This is a genomic window from Streptomyces humicola, assembly GCF_024436035.1.
GTDB lineage: Bacteria > Actinomycetota > Actinomycetes > Streptomycetales > Streptomycetaceae > Streptantibioticus_B > Streptantibioticus_B humicola.
Genome location: NZ_JANFNG010000022.1, coordinates 1 through 21,957, shown reverse-complemented (window position 1 = coordinate 21,957; position 21,957 = coordinate 1). Strand labels below are relative to the sequence as shown.

Here is a 21,957-nt window from a genome sequence, read left to right as displayed (position 1 = left end):
CGCCTCAGCTTCGAGGCCTGATTCCTTGGATCACCAGCACTCCATACACGATCACGCTGCTCAGGCGCACGGCAGTTGGATCCCAGCGATGCCGCAGCCTCCTGACCCCACGCCGCTCCGGAACGCTGAACGGGCGGTGCCTCGTTGTGAACATGCACATCATCTCGGGCACCCGCGAGGCCTGAGCGCGTGTAGCGTTATTGCAAGCGTCCGCCGGATGCGCGCCACTCGGGTGCCTCGGCTTCCTCGCGGAACTGCAGCAGGTGCTGGCCGGCGAAGCGCTGGAGCGCCTCGCGGACCTCGGCGGGTCGGACGTAGAAGAACTCCCGACGCAGATTGACCCGGTTCACCCGTCGGTCGTCGAACTCCTGGTGCAAGGTGCGCTCCAGGCCTACCGCGTCTTCGGAGAAGATCAGGGCATGGACATCGAAGCGGAACGGCACTGAGGCGTCGCCCAGCTCATTGACCCGGTCCATGGGCTCGAGTCGACGTGTCAAGCCGATCTTGACGATGCTTTCGCCGAAGGCGCCGATGTTGGAGATGACGTATACGTAGCCCGCGCGGATGTTGGCTTCGCGTGCGTCGACCGCTGCCATCGCCGCATCGTGCTCGGCAAGCTGCTGTTCCAGTTGCGCCACCTCGGCCTCATCGACTGCCCCGCCTTCTGAGGCAGCGCGCAACCGCTGCAGTGCGCCGCGGTAATGGGCCTGTTCCTTGGCCAGGCGGGCACGTTCGCGCTCGACCTCGCGTTGCAGCTTTTCTTCCTCACGCTGGCGCTCGCGCAGCTCGCGTCGGCGTTCCTTCTCCTCTTCCTGCTTGGCCAGGTAATCAGCGGTGAGCTCCAGTTCGCGTACCCGTAGCCGGTGATAGGAGTCGCTGATGCGGATCTGCATGGTGGCGCCGAGCCGAGCCACCGTCGCCCGGGACTTGTCCAGCCGGTCCACCAGCGAGGCCAGCCGGTGGGGCCGCATCGATCGGCCCGCGTAATCGGCCTCGGCGTTGATAGATGCCAGCCTTCGTGTTCAGGGCGCCCTGTGCCGGTAGGCCTCGATCCACTCCGCTCCGGGCGGGGCGGGGTCGGACAGCGGAAGGTCGATGATGCCGATGGCCTGCCGGTGCCGGCCGCGAGTTCTGCGGCGAAGAACCAGTAGATCCATCGAGGTGACGGTCAAGCTGCCCGCCGGTTCCCGGGTCGAGGCCAAGGCAGCCAGCGCCGAACTCCGGACCGTCGGCCGCCTCGGCGACGTCGCTTTCGAAGGCGCGTACCGCCAGATCAAGCTGGACGAGGCCGCGAGCATCCATCTCACCGCGGTCGCCGGCGACATCGAGGTCGGCCGGCTGGGCGGGGCCGCGGAGATCAGCACCGCACAGGGCGACATCACCATCGCCGAGGCCATGGGCGGCACGGTCGTGCTCAGCACCCAGTCCGGCGACATCACCGTCGGCGCCGCCCCCGGCCAGGGCCCGGGCCAGACGGTCGTCGTTGAGCAGAACCGGCTCGATACCGAAGACCTCCTCAACCGCCCAGGTACGGGCCCAGTCACCAACCCGCACCAGCGGCGCGGGCGAGGTCAGCCGATTGGCCACCAGCGCCTCAATCACCTGCCCGTGCGTCAGGTGTCCGCTCGCACCGCCCAGGCACAGCCCGTCGACGATCCCCGCCACATCCAGCCGGCGCAGAAACTCGGCAGCGACAGGCAGAGCGCCCAGACGCTTCTCCACCACGGATGTCACCACCACATCAAGGCGCTGACGCTGAGACCGTGGCCGCGGGGACCGGGAAGTCATCGACACACCCCACCCAACGCCACACCACCGGCCGGGGACACCCCCACACCGGTCACACCATACGAATCAACGACCCGCGAAGTACGGGACTAGACGGGGCCAAGCAGCACGAACCGGGCCACGCCAAGCTCGCTGGGCTCGGCGTGGCCGGTCCACATGCGCGGACGCCGGGCCGAGCGGGCACAGGACCCGATCTGCCTGACGGCCACGAGGAAACGTCACGCCGTGACGTTTCCTGAGCCCCTGTTCGAAACGCGTCCGTATGTCGGGGCCAGGACGGACGGCCACGCTCACCGGCTTACGTGACGCCTCCATCGCCCACCGCGGCACCGCAGTGGCTGACGACGGAGGCCGGCTACGGAAGAGGTGCAACCGTGGCGACGGCCGGACGCCGATCCTCCCGGGGCATGTGGGCGGCGTGCGCGGCGTTGCGATTCTCGGCCGCCAGGATCGCAACACCAACGGAGCCGTCCAGCCACGCGAAATGCTTCGAGGTGGCGGCCGCCCTTCGGATCGATACCTATCTGCAGACGTTTCCGCCGCGTAGCCCGGGAACCGACTGGGCCACCACTAGGGCGCGTATCGAGTCGTGATCAAACTGTCTGCTGCATAAGCGGGTGGCGGCCGCCTGCGGCGACTCGCGTGAGATCATCCGTCCATGAACAGCGACCTGGAAGTGAGTGCTCTGGCGATCAATGTCACGATCCCGCAGGCGCTCCGCTGGACTGGCACTCGACGCGGTGAAGCGTTCACGCTGACCACACTCAACGTCCGGCTTCTCCCGGACGGTCACCTCGCCGTAAAGGCCTATGGCCGCCCAGTCGGTGGTGGTCGGGGCGCGTACGTCTCGTTCCCCGTCCCAGACAAACCCGAACTGGCGGCCCTGGTCGCCGAAGCTTCCAGCCGTGCCGGGGAGTTGTGGGCCGCGCATCGTGGTCTCGGCTGAACCCAGTTCGCCTCGATGGCGGATGGTGGCAGTCCCAGATTTCGCCCCGCGGCGTGCCCGGGGGTGGATAGATCTTCTTGTGTGACGCGAGTGCAACTGACAGACGGTGAGTGGGAGTTCATCGGGCCGTACCTGCCTATCGGCGAGGTCCGTACCCCGGGCGGCTGCGGGAGCAGTTCGAGGGCGTGATTGGGCGGTTCAAGACCGGCGGACAGTGGCGGGAGATGCCGCAGGAGTTCGGTGCCTGGTCGACCGTGCACAACCGTTTTCGGCAGTGGCGTGACGCAGGCGTTTTCTGCCTTGTTGGAGGGCGCCATCGCAGAAGCCGCGAAGCGGGGCGAGGTGGACCTGTCGCTGGTCAGTATCAATTCCACCACCGCGCGCGCTCACCACGACGCCGCCGAGATGCACCTCAGCGAGGACATCCTTTCCGCTCCTGCAGATCCGGCCTCATGGGATGAACAGGGATAATTGCTTTGAACCATCGCGACTTTCGACCAGGTCTCCCGTACGTGGTACGCGTTCGTCGGCGCACTGGACCCCCGAGCACTGGAATTGTTGCGGCGACTGTTTGAAGCCGCTCGCCGGTTCGGAACCGAGGTGGACCTCCAGGTCGTCGCCTCTCCGTCGAATTGGGAGGGGCCGAGCTTCGAGGGGATGGGTGAACTCGCCGTACTGGCTGCTTGGCGCCCCGCGGAAGCCCGACGGCTCGGCGAAGTTCCGATCTCTTGCCTTCCCGGGTCAAGCCGCCGCGGCTCATAGCTTCATAGATCCGCGCCGCGGGCTGGGGCGCTTACCTGTCGGGTCATAGACCCTGACGCGTCCAAATGCCATGATCGTCGGGTCGAAGCCCGACCGGCCGGAAGGACTCCATGCCCGCCTACGCCATAGCCCACTTGCAGGATGCCGCACCACACCCGGAGATCGCTGAGTACATCGAGCGCGTCACTGCCACCTTCGAGCCGTACGGTGGCCGCTTCCTCGTGCACGCTACGCAGCACGAGGTGAAGGAGGGCAGCTGGCCCGGGCACGTCGTGGTGATCAGCTTCCCCGGGATCGCCGAGGCGCGGGCCTGGTGGGACTCACCCGCCTACCAGGAGATCGCACCGCTGCGCGCGCGGCACATCGAAGGCGACATCATCCTGGTCGAAGGCGTTGCCGAGGACTACGACCCGACTACCACCGCAAAGGCGATGCGGGAGGCCCTGCCTGCCGAGTAGCCCTCGGGCTCGGGCTCGGGCCTGGCCCAATAGCGGCGCCGGGCCCTCCACCAACTCGCGGAAATGCTCGCCCGCGTGTGGCCTTTACGACCATGGTGAGCTCGCCGTCCGCCGCGCATACAGCCCATACCTACGCCGCAGCTCGACTCCACCCCACTGTGCCCTGCGCGGCCTCCCGCGAGACCGTCAAACGCTCCTAGCTAGGGACTGTGTGCGGTTGTGATCAACCGAAGTGACTGAGCGCCCGAGTGACCACTGGGTGCCTCACCCTGCGGGGTTCGCGCTCAGTTCTGCGCGGGGCAAGGCGTAGCGGCCTTCTGGCTCTCTGTAGTTGTCCGGAGGGGTGTCGGAAGCTTGTCGGCGGTGACCGTGATCTGTCGGCGGTATGTCGGTGGAGGTTGCGACCTTGGGTGGGTTGGTGCTCCCCATGAGCACGCTGCCCGAGCGCAAGGAGCCTGTCATCGTGTCTTTCGCATCTCAGAGCCGGCCGTGGGACGTTCACCGGCTGCCGTCTGCCGAGGGCAGGACCTTCCTGGTCACCGGCGGTAACGCCGGGATCGGCTACTTCGTCGCGGAGCAGCTCGCCGCCACCGGCGCCTTCGTCGTACTCGGCAGCCGGGACGCCGCGAAGGCCGAAGCCGCCATGGCCTCGATCCACTCGCGCGTCTCCGGCGCGCACGTAGGGCACCTTCAACTCGACCTCGCCGACCTGTCGTCCCTCAAGACCGCCGTGGACAGGCTGGACCTCGATCATCTCGACGCGGTGGTCTATAACGCAGGGGTCGCGCTCGACGACCCGCCGCGTCGAGAGACCGAAGACGGCCACGAGCTGATGTTCGGCACGAACCACCTCGGCCACTTCGCGCTCACCCAGCAGCTGGCCCCCCTGCTGTCAGCGACGCCAGCAGGCCGCATCGTGACGGTGGGAAGCTTCGCGGCGCGGTCCGAGCGACTGGACCTGGGCGATCTGCAGTCGACCCAGGACTACCGGCCCAAGCGCACCTACGGCCGATCGAAGCTGGCGCAGATGTGCTTCGGCTTCGAACTCGATCGCCGCCTGCGTGCCGTCGGCAGCACGGTGCTCAGCGTGGTGGCCCACCCCGGCGGCGCACTGGACTCTCTCACCCCGTCCCGCCCGCCGGTGCGCGTGACCACCCCCGGCGAGCGACTGCGCGCCTTGCCCGCAGGGCTCTTGGTACAGGGCAAGGACGCCGGAGCATGGCCCGTCGTCCGTGCCGTCCTCGACTCGGGGGTGCGGGGAGGGCAGCTGTGGGGGCCGAGGGTCTTCGGCCTGCGTGGCACACCACGGCGTGAGCACGTCCCCTCTCATATGGCCGATCCGGCTATCGCTGCTCGCCTGTGGGCCGCCAGCGGTGAGCTGGCCGGAACCGATCCGCACCTCGGCTTCCGGTAGACGCAGAGCCGCGCCCAGGGCAGCCATTCTGGGGCCAACTGCGGTGCCCAGCCCACCAACCGGGACGCTCAGTCGCAACCGGTTCCCTGCAGGAGGTCGTTGATCCAGATCATCGAGGCGCGGAGATGGAGGTCGGCGAGGTAGCTCTCGGGCGCCTTGTCATATCGAGTCGCGATGCCCCGCCAGGCCTTCAGCTTGTTACGCGCACCAGATCACCGACCACGAGCTGGGCGTCCTGCTCGACTGCGAGTGGCGGTCGCGCATCACCGCCGCCTGGCTGATCGGGATCAGCCGCCGCGAGCAGTTTCGCGAGCGCCTCGGCACGATGCTGCTGGCGAGCGAGCTGGTCTACGCCGGTCAGGGCTACTGCTTCGCCCTCGCCCGCCTTGGCGCCGAACAGGACGCCGAGATCCTCACCGCCTACCTGGACCACTACCTGCCGCGGGACGACTGCCAGTACGACCCAGCCCTGGGCACTCGGCGCCCTCCTGCACATCGATGAACTTCGGGGAACCAACCACGCGGGCCGGTTTCTGCAGCCCGACGGCCTCTGGCAGCAGTGGGCCAAGGGCCGATTCGATGCCGCAGTCCTAAAGAAACGCATCGACGAGCTCAGCTCCTACGTCGACAAGGGCCCTGACCTCGCCTGATCGAATGACACACGCCCGAGGGAAAAGGCCCCCAAACAACCTCGAACTGTCCAGATAAAGGAAGTAGACCCGGCAGCGCTGGTAGGCCGCGCCGATCATCACCTTGCGGATGGCCTTGACCAGGCCGGTGTGGTGGTCACCGATCACGAGCCGGACGCCGGTCAGACCGCGTTCGCGCAGGTGGCGCAGAAACTGGGTCCAGAACAGCTCGGTCTGCCTGTCCCCGACCTTCACCCCCAGCACCTCACGGCCCCCGTCCTCGGTCACGGCGGTGACGATGACCACGGCCCGGGACACGATCTGGTGCTCGACCCGGGCCTTGCAATAGGTGGCATCGAGGTACAGGTAGGGGAAGCGCACATGGTCCAGCGGCCGGGTGCGGAACGCGGTCAGCTGCCGGTCGAGGTCAGCGCAGATCCGCGAGACCTCGCTCTTGGAGATCCCGGTGTCCGCACCGAGGGCTTTGACCAGGTCGTCGACCGAGCGAGTGGAGACACCGTGGACGTAGGCCTCCATGATGACGGCGTACAGGGCCTGATTGATCCGGCGCCGTCGCTCCAACAAGCTCGGGAATAAGTTCCCCGACCGCAGCTTGGGGATCGCGAGGTCCAGGTCACCGGCCTGGGTGCTCAGCGTCTCGTCCCGGTGCCCGTTACGCAACGCGGTACGGGTGTCGGTGTGCTCGTTCCACCCCGCGCCGATCTTCGCGCTGGCCTCGGCCTCGATCAGTTCCTGGAGCATCCGCTCGGCCACTGACCGGACGAGTTCGAGTCCGTCCGACGAGCGTAGTGACTCCAACAGGCGGAGTAGGTCATGCTGGGAGTGGGCCACCACGCACCTCCCGGGTTGAACTGGCCGTTCACCAAGGAGAGTTGCATGGTGGCCCACCTCGCGGGCAGGGAGCGGAGGTTACACCCCGATACGGAGGCGCTTGCGCAAGTTCTCGGCCGAGATGGGCCGTTGATAGGTCTCCCAGTGCCACACATCTTCTCGACGGGCGCGCTCTAGGAGGTCGTCTTCCGAGTTGGGCTCCCGATCGGGCTGTTCGGCGGGTGGCTGAAGGGGCGAGCCTGAAGCCAGCGCGTCCGGCTCTCTAGCCTCGTACTTCGCAGGTCACCCGATCGTGAAGATCAAGCGGTCGTAGCTGATCGCTCGCTGATCGGAACCGTGGCGGGAGTGGCTGCCTCGGTCCGGCCCGGTCGAGATCGGGCGCCGGGATGCCGCTGCGGCGAACCTTTTCGGCGACCTGCGAAGTACGGGTCTAGCGCTGGTCGGTCGCGGTGCCGCCTTAACCGGGTGTTGTTCGACGGTGAGAGGGTCTTCCACAGTCGGCTCTCCCCCATGGACTCCGCTGATGGCCTGGAGCAAGCCGTGTCCCACCTCAGCCCATCCGATCAGCAACAGCGGCCCGACCGTGCCGAACGCGGCCTTACCCATCTGGTCGGTGATCAGCGGATCCGCCACATTCAGCGCCAACGTCATCACGCTGGAGAAGACCAGAAGCCGCCGCGCCGGACGAAGCTGCCGAGTCTGGGCCCCATGAAGGGCGAGATACCGAGTGCCTAGCGGTAGTTTGTTAGGCCGGGCGGTAGAGATCGATGGGTCTGCCGGTGCCGAGGGCGTTGAGTAGGGACTGGAGTTCGGTGGGCGGGGGCTTGGTTGACCATGCCCGCCAGTAGCGTTGCAGCGTGGCCCAGGGCGTCAGCCAGCCACGGACGGCCCGTAGTGCCCGGGGCCAGCAGGCCGGCTGGGGCTGGTGGGACGGTGGAGTGCCCCCTCTCTGGCCGGCTGGGTACCGGCTCCTCCTCGTCAGCGGCGGGTATGGGCGGGGCGAACCAGGTGTCCCAGCAGAAGCTGAACGCGCAGTTGACCAGGGTCTGGTGGCGGCGGATGGCGGTGTCGGAGCGGACCTGGAAGTCGGCGCAGCCGAGTTCGTCCTTGACCTGCGTGTAACTCTGCTCGACCCAGTGCCGCAGACCGTAGATCCGTACGATCTCGGCAAGGCCGGCGGGTGGATAGGGCGATTCGGCGGCGCGCGGGGATCCGGGGCGGGGCAGGTCGGTGGCCAGGTACCAGGTGGCCTTGGCGGGCAGGGTGGCCGGGGCGGTGGTGGCCACGACCAGGCGGACGTTGCCGTTTGGGCCCCACCAGCCGAGCCGGGCCTCGGCGGCCCACCAGGTGACGGTGTGCCCGTCACGGAAGGTGCGCTCGATGCGCGTCCAGTCCCCGGGATGGTCCAGGTCCCGCCAGGTCAGCGCGGCGCGGCAGACGGGCTGCGTCGACCGGGGTATGCGCATCACGCCCGTAGGCCCAGGTGCCGTGCCGGGGTTTGAGGGCCATCACGAACGGCAGGCCGGCCTCGTGTAAGTCGGCGCGGAAGCTGTCTCGGTCGCCGTAGGCGCAGTCGGCGGCCACTGCCCGGAAGACCAGTCCGGTCGCCTTGGCCTGCGCGGCCAGTTCGATCGCGATCGGCAGCTGGTGCGCAAAACCCGGGTCATTCTTGCCTTTCAGGAAGTGGTGGGCTGGTGTGTAGGGGTGAGCGTGCACCGGGTAGTAGACGCGCTCGTCCGCCCAGCAGGTGGTGACGGTGACCACGCCGCGGTCGATCTTCCCGACCGAGCCGAGATACTGCTTGCCCACGTGCGCGGTCGCCGCCCCGTCCTTGCGGTCCCCAGAGTCGTCGACCACCAGCACCCCACCCGGGTGCGGGGCGGTACACGGGTCAGCCAGCAGCAGTTTAAGACGGCGGGCGTTGACGGCCTCGCAGTCCCAGGTCGACTCCGACAGGAAGAACTGCAGCCGCTGGACTGCTGGATGCTGGGCACCGGCCACCGGTTCGGCCCCGGCCAGGCAGGTCAGCGTCTTGTTCCGGTCCCGCGGCAGCAGCAGCCCGGCCAGATACTCACGGAACCCACGCCGCTGAGCCAGCGTCCCGAAGAGATCATCGAAGCGAGCAGCGTACGCTTCCAGCGGACCGGGCGCAGGCGGACACGGCAGCCGCTTCGTCATCTCAAGCCCCCCAGGCCGTAGTTGAAGCCTCCACCTACGACCTACTCCCGCATGAACCCGCCGTCAACAAACCACCGCTAGTGTTGTGATTGCATAGGTTTCGCGGGCTGGGTCAAGCTGCGGCTTGGAGGGGCCGTCCACCCCAGCGGATGCGCTTCTCGCTGCGGATGCGGGCGCGTTCACGGCGTTGGGCTGCGAGGACGTCGGGGTGGCGGGCGTTGGCGTTGCGCCAGCGAAGGTAGGCGTGCAGGGCCCGGGTCTGGATGATGTGGTTGGGGTGGTTGGAGTTGGCGATGGTGAACTGTCGCATCGGGCCGAAATGGGCCTCGATCGGGTTGGCCCAGGACGCGTAGGTGGGGGTAAAGCAGAGCTCGACGCGGTGCTTCTTCGCCCAGCGGCGGATCTTCTCGCCCTTGTGGGCGGACAGGTTGTCCAGGATCACGTAGATCGGGGCGCCGTCGGGGCGGGCGGCATGGATCGACTTCAGTGCGGCCAGGGTGTTCGCGGCACCTTTCTTCCGGTGGTTGACGCCCCAGAGCGTGTCGTCGCGGACCGAGTAGCAGCCTCGGTCGGATGACAACGTACAGCGCTGCTGGATTTGTTCACGAGAACCGACAGCACCTGTCAACGAGTTTGGGCAGCATTCGAAGCCCTGCGGAAATAGAACAGTTCACGGCTTCGGGCAGCGCGGGCCCCTGCCGAGTTGGCAGGGGCCCGCGCTGTAGAGAGCTGAGGAGGGCCGGGGCCTGTCCTCGACGAGCGGCATGCTCGCCGACACCGCCTACCGTCTGCTGCCGGTCTGACGGCGGGGCCGGCCGGCGGCTAGCTTAGATGCCGGGCGAAGAACCGGGCCCCGGCGTCGATCTCGAACGACGGCACGCCGGTGTGCCCGCCGAGATTGGCGTGCAGCGTCTTCTCCTTGGAGCCGAAGGCGTCGAACAGGTCCAGAGCCGACTGACGGTCGTTCCCTTCGTCGTCCCACTGCAGCAGGACCTGCAGCGGAATGGTGACCTCCCGGGCCTCCTCGAACAGAGTGGCGGGCACGAAACTCCCGGCGAACAGATTGGCGGCCGAGATGCGCGGCTCGACTGCCACCAGCCGGATGCCGATGGCGATCACTCCCCCCTCGTACCCGACCGGGCCGCCGATCTCGGGCAGCGAAAGGAGGGCGTCCAGGGTGGTCCGCCATTCCGGGACCGCCTTTTCGACCAGCGGGAGAACGAGAGCGTCGACGATCTCGTCGACCGGTTCGCCGGCCTCCATCGCCCGCCGTAGGTCGGTGCGGGCCTGCTCGGTGGCGGCCGAACGGGGCCGGTCACCGCTCCCGGGGAGCTCGATGGCGGCCGCGGCGAAGCCGTACTCCGCCGCGTAGTGCCGGGCCCGGGCCGCCAGTCGGGGGTACATCTTGTGCAGTCCGCCGGGGTGGCCGACCAGGATCAGCGGCGCCGGTGCGGATGCGGATCCGGGCGTCCACAGGACGCCGGGGATCTCGCCGAGGGTGAATTCGCGTTCGAGGACGCCGTCGTCGAGGCGCTGTTCAGAAGTGAATTGCATGGTCGTGCCTTTCGGGAGTGCTCTTGAACGGCGCTCCCGGACGACCTATCGTCCGACCGTGACCCCGGAGGGGAGCACCCATGTCGATGCTGCGTTCACGGGTACCACCTCCTCGTTCTCTCGCACGGCCTCCGGAAAACTAGCAGTGGTCGCCGCGGTCCGCCAAACGGGCTTTCCCGGAGGCTCCGTGGCCGGATGCCACGGAGTCGGAACACTACGCAGAACTACTCGGGGTCTCAGCGCGGCTTCCCGAGTGGAGGGCCCGCGACGGCGGGGCGCACTGGTGGCCCTATCGTTTCTCATGAACATCGAACACGACGTGCCGCCGACGCCTCCCAAACTCGTCGACAGGTGCTGTCGGTTCTCGTGCACAAGGCCACACTGCAGTCTCTCGACGGAGCTCGCCTACCTTGGCCGATACGACGAAGCTGAAGCGGAATGCCGCACCGTGATCGACGGAGCCAACAGGGTGTTTCCCACCTCGCTCACAACCACACTTCGGCTTGCCGCCAACAACGGCCTGGTCTTTGCCCTCAACGAGCGTTGCCGTCATTCGGAGGCCGAGACGCTCGCGCGCTCCGCGATACGCGAAGCCACCGCAACGGCCGCGGCACCACACTTCCTGCTCTTCCTTCAGATCGGCCTGGCGAAGAGCCTCAACGCCCGGCATAGGTATGAGGAAGCGGAACAGCTCCTGAAGCATGCAAAGGCCACCACCCTGCCATCCGACACAGCTGCCATACGGTTCGCCTCGGCTACAGCGCGGCTGGGCCTGGGGCGCCTCAACGAGGCGGAGATCGATGCGCGCGAGGCGATCACGGTAGGTGAATGGGGCCTCGGCCCATCGCATCACCTCGCCCTTAGGTGGGCACACTGCTCGGCTCAATACTCGTTGCCCAGGGCCGACTGGACGAGGCCGAGCAGAAGCTGCGCGCCAACGCGGCTGCCTGGGCAGAAAATCTCGGCTCGGCCATCCCAAGACCATCGCCCCGCAGGCTGCGCTCGCGGGCGCTATCCCCTCCTGACAGGCGACCGCGAGGGTTGCGGACGGCGGCGCAGAGCGCGAGGCATGGGCCATGTTCGAGGTGGGAGTTCCGTGAGGCGGAGGCACAGGACGCGGTACGCCAGGTGCCGGTGGCCCGGATGAGGGGTGCCCTGAGTGTTGTCCGCCACCGCGGTGTCGTCGGCCTGGGTGTTTCAAGCCAAGGTTGACGGTTGGGGGCACGCTTAGGGAGCTCAGGGTCTCGGAGCACTCAGGGGCGAGGGCCGATCACCTTCTCTGCGTCCCTGACCGTGATCGCACCGGCGGGGCAGGAGTCGGCCGCGTCCAAGACCGTCCCGCCCACCTTACCCGGATCGATCTCGCCATGCACCGGCCGGGCATGCTCACCGGCGAGGACGAACAGCTCAGGGGCCATACCGGCGCACATCCCGGAGGCCATGCACCGCCTGCCGTCGACCTCCACCTGCCAGGCCATCGTCACCACCCCTGTTGGGTGTCAAAAGTCACATGCCGCACCCTGAAGAGCCGCTTTGCGCTCTCGAGTGATCGCGGCAAGCTCGGACTGCATGGCGTTGCGCGTGCTCTACCTGATCTTCCTCCGGCTCCTCGGCTTGCTCCTACTGCTGTCCCGGTCGGAGAAGGCCAAGGACGTCGAGCTGCTCACGCTGCGCCATGAGGTTGCGGTGCGGCGTCGGCAGCTCGGCGTCCGCCCGCGATGTGAATGGCCGGACCGCGTGGTCCTTGCCGCCCTGGCCCGGCACCAGCCAAGCGGGCTGCGCCGGCACCGGCTGGTCAACCCCGGCACCCTGCTCGCCTGGCACCGTCAGCTGCTCCGCTGGAAGTGGAGGCAGAAACCCGCGCGCACCGGACGCCCGCCGATCTGCGAGGAACTCACCGCCCTCACCCTGCGCCTGGCCCGCGACAACTCCACGTGGGGCTATACCAGGATCCAGGGCCAACTACGGCGCCTCAGCCACCGCGTCGGAGCCTCGACCATCCGCCGCATCCTGCGCAGCGCGGGACTCATCCCCGCGCCCCGACGAAGCCCCAACGCAGGGCTCTCCTGGCGAGAGTTCCTGCGTGCTCAGGCCCCGGGCTTGCCCGCCGCGGACTCTTTCCACGTTGACACCGCGATCTTGAAGCGACTGTACGTGTTCTTCGTCATGGAGGTCGGCACCCGCACCGTGCACATCCTCGGCGTCACTCCCCACCCCACCGCGGCGTGGGCCACCCAACTCGCGAGAAACCTTCTCGCCGACCTCGGCGACCGGGCCTCCGGCTTCCGCTCCCTACTGCGCGACCGCGACAGCCGCCACACCCAGGCCTTCGACGCCGTCTTCACAGCCGACGACATCTCGATCCTGAAGAGCGCGCCTCAGGCGCCGAAGATGAACGCCCACGCCGAAAGGTTCATACGCACCACAAGATCAGAGTGCACGGACCGCCTGCTCATCTACAACGAACAGCACGCACGGCTCGTCCTCGCCGAGTACGAGAACCAGCCGACCTGGTCGCGGGCTGCCGGAGCGGAACCCGCGTGGACAAGCCTCCGGATGTGCGAGCGCGCTCGATCACGCCGTGCGGCCGACGAGCTTCCCGGGACCTGGTCTGACAGGCGGATCAGCGCAGTCCGGCGAAGAGATCGTTCTCGGGTACGGCCGTGCCGGTGGCGTCCTGGACACGTACGAAGGTCTCCATGCCCATCAACTCGCCGAACCTCTCCTTGCCCATTTTGAGGAAGAAGATGTTCTCGCCCTGACTGGCGTGCGCGGCCAGCGCGTCGAACTTCTGACCGCTGAACGCGGTGGTGTCCACCCACGTGGTGATCTCATCGTCGGGGAGGCCGATCTCGGCCATCGCGGCGGCCTCGGCAGGGTCCGGCTCCGGCATGTCCTCATGAAACTCGCGCACGATCTCACCGAACCGCTGCATCATCGAGCGGGGCATCGTCGTCCAGTACACCTTCGGTGTCAGCGCGGTCATCTTCAGCGCCGCCATCGTGATGCGGTGGGCCTGGATGTGGTCGGGGTGGCCGTAGAAGCCGTTTTCGTCGTAGGTGACGACCACATCGGGTCGGTAGTGCCGCATGAGTTCCGCGAGTCGGGCGGCGCCTTCCTCCACGGGGGTCTGCCAGAAGGATCCGGGGGCGTCGTTGCTCGGCCAGCCCGTCATCCCGGAGTCGGCATATTCCAGTATCTCTAGATCGCTGACCTTCAGGACGTCACAGCTCGCTTCGAGTTCTTGACGGCGCATCAAGGCAACGGCCGCCGGATCGTGCCCGGGATCGCCCGGCTTGACACCTCCCGGTCCATCACCGCAACGGCCGTCGGTACACGTCACGAGAACCGTACGGATGCCCTCCGCCGCGTACCGCGCGAGGACCCCTCCGGTTCCGGTGGCCTCATCGTCCGGGTGGGCGTGCACTGCCATGAGCGTCAAGGGCCAGTCCGTCATGAAACAGTCCTCCTGCAGAAATACGTCTCGGTCCGAGTGCGCGGCGGGCGTACCGCGATCCCGAGGGCCCGGATCCTGTCGGGGCGACGACCTTGTGGTCTCCGTGTTCCCCGCCCGTGCGGCGCCGGTCCCTCGGTCGATGCAACAGTGCTGGCCGGACCGGCTGTTCCCGGCGCGCACAGAACACCTCGACATCTCGGCTCGCAGGGCGGTCGGGGGCGCCGGAATCAGAAGGTGATCTTCAGGCCGATGACGGGCTTGGTACTGGTGTGATTGCCTGATCAACTGTCGCCAGTTCCCCGGGGAACCCAGCCAGCTGGTGACCGACTGTGGTCGCCAGCGGCGTATCGCGCCACCGGGTGGTGGCCTTGTCGTGGTAGCCGAGCGAGTCCGATACGACGGCGCGGGATTCGGCACGGGGCCGGAGAACAGCTGCGAACGGGGGTGTTAACTTCCTTCCCGTGGCGGAGCACCAGGACGAGCCCAGGGCGGCCCACGACGGGGTCGTCGAGCTGTATGCGTCGATGTTCGCTAATCGACTGGCGACGCAGCCGTTCGCGCGGAACATGATCGGCACCTTCGCCGAGCTGGTGCGTGGAACGGGGAATTCGCGGGTGGCCGATGTCGGCTGCGGGCCCGGACATCTGACGGCCATGCTGCACGACCTGGGGCTGGATGCCTTCGGGCTCGACCTCTCCCCGGCCATGGTCGACCACGCCCGGCGGGCCCATCCGGCGCTGAAGTTCGGCGAGGCCCGGATGGAGGCACTCCCAGTTGAGGACGGGGCGCTCGGCGGCGTGCTGGCCCACTAGTCAATGATCCACATCCCTCCTGGGGAACTACCTGCGCTGCTCGCCGAGCAGGCGCGTGTCCTGGCGCCGGGGGGCCTTCTCCTGGTCTCGTTCTTCGGGACCGACGCGCCCGAGCCGGTCCAATTCGACCACAAGGTGACACCCGCCTATAGCTGGCCGGCGGACCGGTTCGCCGAGTTGCTGGCCGGGGCCGGGTTCGTCACATTCGCGCGGCTGCTCCACGACCCGGCCTCCGAGCGGGGCTTCCTGGACGCCCACTTGCTGGCCCGTCTCCGCTAAAGCATGGCCTTTTGCTGTGTTGAGTCGGCCTGGGGCGCGGTTTCAGCGTTGCCGCCGACCCGTTTCCCCAGGCCGCTCGCCGCACCCGGCGTGCGGCTCTCACCGCTGCCCCTGCCGAAAACCTCATCCGCCCAGGTAGGAGCCGGGGCGCCGGGGATGCGGGGTCTCGGGCGCGGGCGTGCTGGTGCGTCCGGACACGGTGCTGCGCTGGCACCGGAACCTGGTCGCACGGCGCCACGCGGCCGCCTCCCAGCCGAAGCGCTCGGGAAGGCCGCGTACCGTACGCTCCATCCGAGCCTTGGTGTTGCGGCTCGCCCGGGAGAATCCCAGCTGGGGCTACCGCCGCATCCACGGCGAACTGCTCGTTCTCGGGGTCAAGGTGGCCGCCTCCACCGTCTGGGAGATGCTCAACGAGGCCGGGATCGACCCGGCGCCCGAACGGGCCTCCAGTACGTGGGCGGACTTCCTGCTCTCCCAGGCCGACGCCCTGCTGGCGTGCGACTTCCTTGAAACGGTCACGCTGTCTGGGGCGCGCCTGTATGTGTTCGCGGTGACCGAGCACGCCAGTCGCCGGATCCGGATCCTCGGTACCACCGCGCACCCGACCGGATCCTGGGTGGCGCAAGCCGCGAAGAACCTCGTCACGGACCTGGAGGACGTCAGCTGCCGGGCGCGGTTCATGATCCGGGACCGGGACGGGAAGTACCCCGCCCTGTTCGACACCGTCCTCAACGACGCGGGGATCGAGGTGGTGCTCAGCGGGGTGCGGATGCCGAGAATGAACTCGATCATGGAAAGGTGGGTGCAGACCTGCCGGCGCGATCTGCTGGACCGCACCTTGATCTGGAACCAGCGGCACCTGCTGCACGCGCTACGGGAGTTCGAAGACTTCTACAACTCCCACCGGGTGCGCCACGAGGCGCCATATGACCGTACGGAGGTGAAAGACCACCGTGGCCGGGCCGTCGCAGCGGCTCGGTGAAGCTGGGGGCAGCCTGATCCGGGGGACACCGGGGAGGGTGGGAAGCAGCCCCGACAACGACGGGACGGTCCGGTACTGCCAGACGGGTCGGGCCCGGCAAGCGAGATCAGAAGGTGTAACGCGAGTGAACCAGCGGCTGAAGTCCCGTAATCGTTGTGCCGGCTCGAACCTGGCGGATCTGGGCCGGTGTGCAGCGCTCGTACCCCTGCATCCTCGAGGGGACGTCTCCGACGCCGGTTGCGGTGGCCGGTCCGGAGGCCGCGGTGAAGGTCTGCGGCGTAGCCGCGGCGATGCTGCCGGGATAGAGCTGGGCACCGCCCTGGTCGAGCGGTCATGTGGTGAACGTGGGAACCGTCCCCGGTCGCCCCTGGCGCGGGCATCCGGTCCGTGCCTGGGGCAGGTCTGTCGCCGACTGACGGCCGTGGGGCGGGGCGGAGGCCCCGTAGTAGTCCGAGGCCGGGAGAGCCGGTTGCATGGCGAAGGGGGCCAGCAAGTCAGCAGCAAGGACGCTGGAATGCCAGGAGGACGTTGGTGAACACCGACGCACTGGAGGACGCCGCCTTCTCGGCGGAACGCCGGGTACTGAAGATCCAGGCCAAGCTGCACCGTTGGGCCCGCGAGGACCCTCATCGCAGGTTCGATGACCTATTCAACCTCGTTGCCGATCCCGCGTTCTTGCTGACGGCGTGGATGCGGGTGCGGGGCAACAAGGGAGCGCGCACGCCCGGCGTGGACGGCCATACCGTCTACTACGTGGAGAACGTGCGCGGCGTCGAGGACTTCCTCGACGTACTGCGGTCGCAAATCAAGGACCGCACGTTCCGGCCGTTGCCGGTGCGCGAGCGCATGATCCCCAAGGCGAACGGCAAGCGCCGCCGCCTGGGGATCGCCTCCGTGGCCGACCGGACGGTCCAAGCCTCCCTCAAGCTGGTGCTGGAGCCGATCTTCGAGGCGGACTTCCAGCCGTGCTCCTACGGGTTCCGCCCGATGCGCCGGGCCCACGACGCGATCGCCGAGGTGCACTACCTCGCATCGAGACCTCGTAACTACGAGTGGATCGTCGAGGGCGACATCACGGCGTGCTTCGACGAGATCGACCACACGGCCCTGATGGACCGTGTGCGGTATCGGATCGCAGACAAACGCGTCCTGGCCCTGGTGAAGGCGTTCCTCAAGGCAGGCATCCTCTCCGAGGACGGCCAGCTGCGAGAAACCGACACCGGCACCCCGCAAGGATCGATTCTCTCGCCGCTGCTGAGTAACGTGGCCCTGTCGGTTCTGGACGAGTACTTCGCCCAGATCCCCGGCGGTCCCGGCTCGTCCCGAGCACAGCGGAGTAAGCGGCGGCGGCACGGGAAGGCCAACTACCGCCTGGTGCGGTATGCCGACGACTTTCTCGTGCTGGTCTGCGGCACCCGGGAACACGCCGAGCAGATACGCGGCGACGTCGCCGAGGTGCTGGCCCCGATGGGTTTGCGCCTGTCGGAGGAAAAGACGCTGATCACCCACATCGACAACGGCCTCGACTTCCTCGGATGGCGCATCCAGCGTCACCGGAAGCGGGGAAGCAACCGGCACTACGTCTACACCTACCCCTCGCGCAAAGCCCTGAAGGCCGCGATGGGCAAGGTGCGCAAATGGTGCCGGGAGTTGGACACCAACCAGCCGCTCGACGCCCTGCTGCTCCAGCTCAACCGGCTGCTGCGGGGCTGGTGCGCGTACTTCCGCCCCGGGGTCTCGCACGCTGCTTTCCAGTACCTGAGCCACTACACATGGGGACGGGTCATCGGATGGCTGCGACGCAAGCACCCCAAGACCAATTGGAAGGACCTCCGACGCCGCTACTGCGGCGGACGGTGGTGGCCACGCGGCCAAGAGCGTGAGCTGTTCGACCCGGCAAAGGTACGCACCACGCGCTACCGATACCGCGGGACCGTCATCCCGACGCTATGGCCGACAGCAGGATGAGGTAACCGCAGGCCCTGGCATGGGACTTGTGGAGAGCCCGTTGCGTTGCAAGGCGCACGGCGGGTTCGGCGAGCGGCCTGGAGAAACGGACTGGCGGCAACGCCAGCACCGCGCTCCAGGCCGACTCAACCCCCATCAGGGCATCGCCAACGCCCGCCCGCTGCACCCGCTGCCGGTGCCGATCACCGATCCGGAGCAGATCACCCGCCTCGACATACGAAGACGCGAACGACTCGGCGGCATCCTCCACGAGTACCAACATGCCGCGTGACCTGCCCGGATGAGGTTTTCGGCAGGCGCAGCGCGGTGCACGAGCCACGCGAGGGCTGGTTGGATGCGTAAGCGGTGCCGGACTAGGGACGGCACGTTCTGTGCGACATCATGGGAGACCGGCGGAGGCGCATCCGACGGTGGCTCACCCCGCCCCCTTCCCAGATGCCCCACCATAAGCCTAATGGTATTATAAAGTAGTAACGTGGCATTAATGCCCTACAAGGGAATAGGCGGGAGTTATTGCTCGTATGGGGCGATAGGCCACGTGACGGAGCAAGGTTTTCCCTCGCTGTCCTGCGCGACCGCTGCCGCGGGCAACGGAGCCGTCACGTCCTACCGGTCGCGCTGGTAGCACCCAAGGGAGGTCGAACGATGATCCGGACACATCGTGTCGCAGCATTCACGTTCCTGGTCGCCCCCGCGCTCGTGGTGGGCCCCGCGGTTGCCGCACAGGCATCGAACACCATCGCGCCCGGTGCCCCGTCCCGCGCGACGTGCAATGTCGAAAGAGATTCGCTCGGCAAGTACCACCTGTGGGGTCTGGGATTCCCCCCGAACACAAAGCTCACCTACTCCGGGTCCAGCTCAGGAACCGTCCCCACGGACCGGTCGGGACGTTTTGACATCGGCGGTCTCAACGGGAGCAAGTTCGTCATCAAGTCGAACGGCGGGAAGTCGACGACGACCTGCACCATGGTCTCCCGCTGAAGTTTCCGCGGACTGTGGCCCCACGAACACCACGAAGGCGGCCCGTCGGGTCCTTGGCGAGGCCTCCGACGCCGCGGTCTACTGCCCTGTCGGGCAAACGGCGGACGCGGTACACCTTCACCATCACGGTGCCACCCGCGCGTAGAGGAGACGGGCATCTCCGGTCTGGCTGTGCCCGCCTCCTCTACGCGTTCGTGCTCAGTTGAAGGCTCGGACTCAGTACCGAGAGATCAGCCGGTTGAGCCGTTTCACTGTGCCGACGCGCGGCAGGCGTTTGGGTGCTTTATGTCCGATGACCAGGGGGCGCATCATCTCAATTGCGCCATGCGAGTTGAGGCCGTCTTCATGGATAGCCATATGGCAGTGCCACACCGTGGTTCCCTTGATGGGGAATTTGGTGACCCAGGCGGTGATGTAGTTGGGATCCGAAACGAAGACGTCCTTGGGACCGGATTGGAACGCGGGGGCAGGCTCGTACGGCCCGATGGTGCCGGGCACGGGTTTGCCGTCGGCTGTCCATTGGCCCACGTGCCAGCGCCCGATGAGTTGCGGCTGGTCGATCAGGTGGAGGTGGATGGGGTGAGCATCGGGGCTATGGTTACGGATGGCCCATACTTCCCAAGATCCCTGCTGCGGCGTCTCGGTGGCGGGCTCGGTGTATTTCAGCGGCTGGTTCTTATCTCCGAGCATGGGATTGAAAAGTGCGAATTCCGCGGCTTGGACGATACGCAGGCGGGCGTAGCGCAGTTTCACATGCAGCGGTAGACCGTTGTTGGTCTCCTTGATCGTCTCTGGGATGCGGGAGTGGTCCGGTGAGCTGCTTCTTGGGCCGACATCAAATCGCATGAGCTGCGGGATGTACGGCGCATTGTTCGGCCCGGGGTACGGTGCAGGAGCATCGTTGGCCAGGACCCACCGCTGGTTGCCGTGGTGGTGGAAGTCCACGACGATGCGGTACCGCTCGCCCGGAGCGAGGAGCAGATGGGAGAGCCTCACAGGATGGCGCAGGTAGCCCTGGTCGCTGGCGACCACGGTCATCCGCGGCGGACTGCTGGGAGCACCCGATACCTGCCGCAAAGACAGGCGGTAGAAACGGGCCGGGGATTCATTCAGCAAGGTGAACAGGTAGCGTCGCGGCTCGACCCTCTGCTTGGGGGCGATGGTGCCGTTGACCACCGGTAGGTCACCAAAGGCCCCGTAGCACAGCTGGTAGTTGCCGTCGAACGCCCCGTCCAGGAACGCATAAGTCTTGGAAAAGCGCCCGCGCGGCAGACCGAAAGACCGCTCCTTGCGGTCGGTTTCGGGGGAGTACCCGAGGAGTCCGGCAAAGATATGCGGGCCGGTGTTCCCATCGTCGTGGTCGTGGTAGAACAACGGCGCCGCCGCTTGACGGTTGGGGAAGTGGTAGGTGTACGAGTGGCCGGGCCAGATCTCCAAGGCGAGGGGGGCGGGTACTCCGTCGCTTTCCGCGTCCTGCAGGCCACCGTGGTGGTGCAAGGTGAGAGTGTTGTTGTTGTTCGTCGTCGGGAACGTCGGGAAGATGGGTGTTCCCGGCGGCGGCAGATGGTTGACCAGCTTCAGGTCGACGGGCCGGCCCTCTCGGCTGATGATGGTGGGACCAAGGTAGTCCATGTGGGCGTTGGTCGTGCTGTAGGCCAGAGTCTTCGTCGCCGGCCAAGAGCTGGCGAAGTGATGGGTGTAGTGCACCGCAGCCGTGAACGTGTAGTGGTGCGGCCCATCCGGCTTCGCCACGGGCAGCTGATGCGCATCGTCCACGAAGAACGGCACCGGCGGCGACGCGGGACACTCCGGGTCGGCTACCCTCACCGAATTCGGCACGTCCTGGTTGACAGCCCGCGCTACTGAAGCGGGGCCACCCACCGCCATCAGCGGTCCGCCCGTAACAACTGCTAGGGCGGGCACCACCGCCAACACCCTCCGGCCAGCTCTCCGGCGCCGTCGGCCGACCGGCACTCCCACCATCTCAGACCTCCGACACCACTCGGGGAAATCCTGTCTTCACGTAGGATCATCTGATCACTCTCGTTCCTGACGAATCAGCAGGAACCAGCGATACCTGGACTTGGTTCACCGGAATGGGCCTGCACGCTCAGCCAACCTGAACCTGGCCTGACCAGAGCACGTGCAAAAAGCTCCAGCATGACACTCCGTGCCACCCCGTCCAAAGGCGTCCGGCCGCACCTTGGCCGGGTTCGGCCCCACTCGTAGGTCCAGGAGCGTCCACGTGGAAGCGCCGTTGAAACCGCGTGCACCCCACCGTCGAGCCCACGCGCGCCCCGCACAGGCCGCTACTGCGCGGCGGGGAAGGAATCACCCAGCACCTGGGCAAAGAGACCTCCGACCTCATCGCCCTGTGCAACAAGGCAACGCACCACTCCATCCCCATCCCCGACGCCCGCTCCTTGATAAAGAAGACCGAGACCGCCGCGAAGGGACTGCGCGCGCTGTGACCGCCTCCGCCTTCGACCGCCTCGCCGCCGCCCTCGACCTCCTCGACCTCCTCGACCTCACCCCGGCGCCCGCGGCGCCCAAGAACCCCACCGCTCCCGATTCCGGGCTCGCCCACCCCCGCGCTGCGCCCTTCCTGCTGCGCCGCGCACTCGAGGACCGGCTGGACACCTACCACCTACATCCGGGCCAGGAAGCCGGGCCTGTTGGACTGCCGCGCCGAGACCAAAGCCGTCTGGCTCGCCCAACAGCTCGGCGCTGACTTCGCCGGGCGCCACGCAGCCGTCTGGTCCAGCCTCAGCGCGGCATGCCACTTCCATCAGTACACCCTCCCCCCGACCGTCTCTGAGCTGCGCGCCTGGCACGACGACGTCGAGGCAGTGCTGAGCGCGTTCCCTGGCTGACGCCATCTGACCGGGGCAGCGGAT

General features: G+C 67.3%; 17 protein-coding genes and 8 pseudogenes. 15 read left to right on the top strand and 10 right to left on the bottom strand.

Annotated features, from left to right (window positions below; all coding sequences use genetic code 11):
- Positions 1 to 197: 197 nt before the first annotated feature.
- On the bottom strand, positions 198 to 1,004 hold the full coding sequence (locus tag NGB36_RS23560) for an SNIPE associated domain-containing protein (protein WP_255922499.1): 807 nt from the start codon (positions 1,002 to 1,004) through the stop codon (positions 198 to 200).
- 18 nt (positions 1,005 to 1,022) lie between these two features.
- Positions 1,023 to 1,157, bottom strand: coding sequence for a hypothetical protein (locus NGB36_RS23555; RefSeq protein ID WP_255922503.1), 135 nt, complete (start codon positions 1,155 to 1,157; stop codon positions 1,023 to 1,025).
- Here NGB36_RS23555 and NGB36_RS23550 point away from each other — a divergent pair.
- Positions 1,147 to 1,458: pseudogene (locus NGB36_RS23550) on the top strand (DUF4097 family beta strand repeat-containing protein); the annotation flags it as partial. The gene NGB36_RS23555 and the pseudogene NGB36_RS23550 sit on opposite strands and share 11 nt — an antisense overlap.
- 60 nt (positions 1,459 to 1,518) lie before the next feature.
- On the opposite strand, the pseudogene NGB36_RS23545 reads toward NGB36_RS23550, so the two are convergent.
- Positions 1,519 to 1,788 (bottom strand): annotated as a pseudogene (locus tag NGB36_RS23545) (hypothetical protein); the annotation flags it as partial.
- A 658-nt stretch (positions 1,789 to 2,446) separates the two neighbouring features.
- Between NGB36_RS23545 and NGB36_RS23540 the strand changes: the two are divergent.
- The 6 genes and pseudogenes from NGB36_RS23540 (at position 2,447) to NGB36_RS33475 (ending at position 6,018) form a co-directional block, all read left to right on the top strand.
- Positions 2,447 to 2,734: a hypothetical protein gene (locus NGB36_RS23540; protein ID WP_255922429.1), complete on the top strand. Its 288-nt coding sequence runs from the start codon at positions 2,447 to 2,449 to the stop codon at positions 2,732 to 2,734.
- An 81-nt stretch (positions 2,735 to 2,815) separates the two neighbouring features.
- A pseudogene (locus tag NGB36_RS23535) lies at positions 2,816 to 3,199 on the top strand (transposase); the annotation flags it as partial.
- A 407-nt stretch (positions 3,200 to 3,606) separates the two neighbouring features.
- Complete coding sequence (locus tag NGB36_RS23530) at positions 3,607 to 3,954, top strand: DUF1330 domain-containing protein (RefSeq protein ID WP_255922427.1); 348 nt, start codon at positions 3,607 to 3,609, stop codon at positions 3,952 to 3,954.
- Positions 3,955 to 4,417: 463 nt separating this feature from the next.
- Entirely contained in the window at positions 4,418 to 5,368 is a 951-nt protein-coding gene (locus tag NGB36_RS23525; protein ID WP_255922425.1) for an SDR family NAD(P)-dependent oxidoreductase, read from the top strand.
- A 163-nt stretch (positions 5,369 to 5,531) separates the two neighbouring features.
- Complete coding sequence (locus NGB36_RS23520; RefSeq protein ID WP_308288916.1) at positions 5,532 to 5,870, top strand: DUF6000 family protein; 339 nt, start codon at positions 5,532 to 5,534, stop codon at positions 5,868 to 5,870.
- Complete coding sequence (locus NGB36_RS33475; protein ID WP_308288914.1) at positions 5,755 to 6,018, top strand: DUF6000 family protein; 264 nt, start codon at positions 5,755 to 5,757, stop codon at positions 6,016 to 6,018. Before NGB36_RS23520 ends, NGB36_RS33475 begins: the two co-directional genes overlap by 116 nt.
- Positions 6,019 to 6,075: 57 nt before the next feature.
- Here NGB36_RS33475 and NGB36_RS23515 read toward each other — a convergent pair.
- The 5 genes and pseudogenes from NGB36_RS23515 to NGB36_RS23490 form a co-directional block, all read right to left on the bottom strand.
- Positions 6,076 to 6,849 (bottom strand): annotated as a pseudogene (locus tag NGB36_RS23515) (IS256 family transposase); the annotation flags it as partial.
- A gap of 731 nt (positions 6,850 to 7,580) precedes the next feature.
- A pseudogene (locus tag NGB36_RS34075) lies at positions 7,581 to 9,027 on the bottom strand (IS701 family transposase).
- Between the two features lie 112 nt (positions 9,028 to 9,139).
- Positions 9,140 to 9,592, bottom strand: a pseudogene (locus NGB36_RS23500) (transposase); the annotation flags it as partial.
- A 257-nt stretch (positions 9,593 to 9,849) separates the two neighbouring features.
- The gene (locus tag NGB36_RS23495) at positions 9,850 to 10,581 is read right to left on the bottom strand and encodes an alpha/beta hydrolase (protein ID WP_255922421.1); all 732 of its coding nucleotides are present in this window, start codon (positions 10,579 to 10,581) and stop codon (positions 9,850 to 9,852) included.
- Positions 10,582 to 11,834: 1,253 nt separating this feature from the next.
- The gene (locus NGB36_RS23490; protein WP_255922420.1) at positions 11,835 to 12,059 is read right to left on the bottom strand and encodes a ferredoxin; all 225 of its coding nucleotides are present in this window, start codon (positions 12,057 to 12,059) and stop codon (positions 11,835 to 11,837) included.
- A gap of 91 nt (positions 12,060 to 12,150) precedes the next feature.
- On the opposite strand from NGB36_RS23490, the gene NGB36_RS23485 reads away from it, so the two are divergent.
- The gene (locus NGB36_RS23485; RefSeq protein ID WP_255922419.1) at positions 12,151 to 13,320 is read left to right on the top strand and encodes an integrase; all 1,170 of its coding nucleotides are present in this window, start codon (positions 12,151 to 12,153) and stop codon (positions 13,318 to 13,320) included.
- Here NGB36_RS23485 and NGB36_RS23480 read toward each other — a convergent pair.
- Positions 13,205 to 14,038 carry a PIG-L family deacetylase gene (locus NGB36_RS23480; protein ID WP_255922418.1) on the bottom strand — a complete coding sequence of 278 codons (834 nt, stop codon included), beginning with the start codon at positions 14,036 to 14,038 and terminating at the stop codon, positions 13,205 to 13,207. The two genes, NGB36_RS23485 and NGB36_RS23480, sit on opposite strands and share 116 nt — an antisense overlap.
- Before the next feature lie 461 nt (positions 14,039 to 14,499).
- Between NGB36_RS23480 and NGB36_RS23475 the strand changes: the two are divergent.
- The 5 genes and pseudogenes from NGB36_RS23475 to NGB36_RS23455 all read left to right on the top strand — a co-directional run bounded on the left by NGB36_RS23475 (position 14,500) and on the right by NGB36_RS23455 (position 19,060).
- Positions 14,500 to 15,129 (top strand): annotated as a pseudogene (locus tag NGB36_RS23475) (class I SAM-dependent methyltransferase).
- A gap of 178 nt (positions 15,130 to 15,307) precedes the next feature.
- Positions 15,308 to 16,036 (top strand): annotated as a pseudogene (locus NGB36_RS23470) (helix-turn-helix domain-containing protein); the annotation flags it as partial.
- Between the two features lie 606 nt (positions 16,037 to 16,642).
- On the top strand, positions 16,643 to 18,079 hold the full coding sequence (ltrA, locus tag NGB36_RS23465; RefSeq protein WP_255922417.1) for a group II intron reverse transcriptase/maturase: 1,437 nt from the start codon (positions 16,643 to 16,645) through the stop codon (positions 18,077 to 18,079).
- 19 nt (positions 18,080 to 18,098) lie between these two features.
- Positions 18,099 to 18,350, top strand: a complete 252-nt coding sequence (locus NGB36_RS23460; RefSeq protein WP_255922416.1) for a hypothetical protein — start codon at positions 18,099 to 18,101, stop codon at positions 18,348 to 18,350.
- 374 nt (positions 18,351 to 18,724) lie between these two features.
- Complete coding sequence (locus NGB36_RS23455; protein WP_255922415.1) at positions 18,725 to 19,060, top strand: hypothetical protein; 336 nt, start codon at positions 18,725 to 18,727, stop codon at positions 19,058 to 19,060.
- A 216-nt stretch (positions 19,061 to 19,276) separates the two neighbouring features.
- Here NGB36_RS23455 and NGB36_RS23450 read toward each other — a convergent pair whose 3' ends face one another.
- Complete coding sequence (locus NGB36_RS23450) at positions 19,277 to 20,983, bottom strand: multicopper oxidase family protein (RefSeq protein WP_255922414.1); 1,707 nt, start codon at positions 20,981 to 20,983, stop codon at positions 19,277 to 19,279.
- 344 nt (positions 20,984 to 21,327) lie between these two features.
- Here NGB36_RS23450 and NGB36_RS23445 point away from each other — a divergent pair, with 344 nt between their 5' ends.
- Both NGB36_RS23445 and NGB36_RS23440 read left to right on the top strand, forming a co-directional pair.
- A complete protein-coding gene (locus NGB36_RS23445; RefSeq protein ID WP_255922413.1) occupies positions 21,328 to 21,531 on the top strand; it encodes a hypothetical protein in 204 nt (67 codons plus the stop codon).
- Positions 21,528 to 21,791, top strand: coding sequence for a hypothetical protein (locus tag NGB36_RS23440; protein WP_255922412.1), 264 nt, complete (start codon positions 21,528 to 21,530; stop codon positions 21,789 to 21,791). The genes NGB36_RS23445 and NGB36_RS23440 overlap by 4 nt, the downstream gene beginning before the upstream one ends.
- Positions 21,792 to 21,957 lie beyond the last annotated feature (166 nt).

Excerpts from the sequence above, each read along its gene's own strand:
- NGB36_RS23490 (WP_255922420.1), bottom strand. The coding sequence starts at position 12,059 with ATGGCCTGGCAGGTGGAGGTCGACGGCAGGCGGTGCATGGCCTCCGGG.
- NGB36_RS23485 (WP_255922419.1), top strand. The coding sequence starts at position 12,151 with ATGGCGTTGCGCGTGCTCTACCTGATCTTCCTCCGGCTCCTCGGCTTG.
- NGB36_RS23495 (WP_255922421.1), bottom strand. The coding sequence starts at position 10,581 with ATGCAATTCACTTCTGAACAGCGCCTCGACGACGGCGTCCTCGAACGC.
- NGB36_RS23455 (WP_255922415.1), top strand. The coding sequence starts at position 18,725 with ATGATCCGGACACATCGTGTCGCAGCATTCACGTTCCTGGTCGCCCCC.
- NGB36_RS23555 (WP_255922503.1), bottom strand. The coding sequence starts at position 1,157 with ATGGATCTACTGGTTCTTCGCCGCAGAACTCGCGGCCGGCACCGGCAG.
- NGB36_RS23480 (WP_255922418.1), bottom strand. The coding sequence starts at position 14,038 with ATGACGGACTGGCCCTTGACGCTCATGGCAGTGCACGCCCACCCGGAC.
- NGB36_RS23540 (WP_255922429.1), top strand. The coding sequence starts at position 2,447 with ATGAACAGCGACCTGGAAGTGAGTGCTCTGGCGATCAATGTCACGATC.
- NGB36_RS23530 (WP_255922427.1), top strand. The coding sequence starts at position 3,607 with ATGCCCGCCTACGCCATAGCCCACTTGCAGGATGCCGCACCACACCCG.
- NGB36_RS23460 (WP_255922416.1), top strand. The coding sequence starts at position 18,099 with ATGGGACTTGTGGAGAGCCCGTTGCGTTGCAAGGCGCACGGCGGGTTC.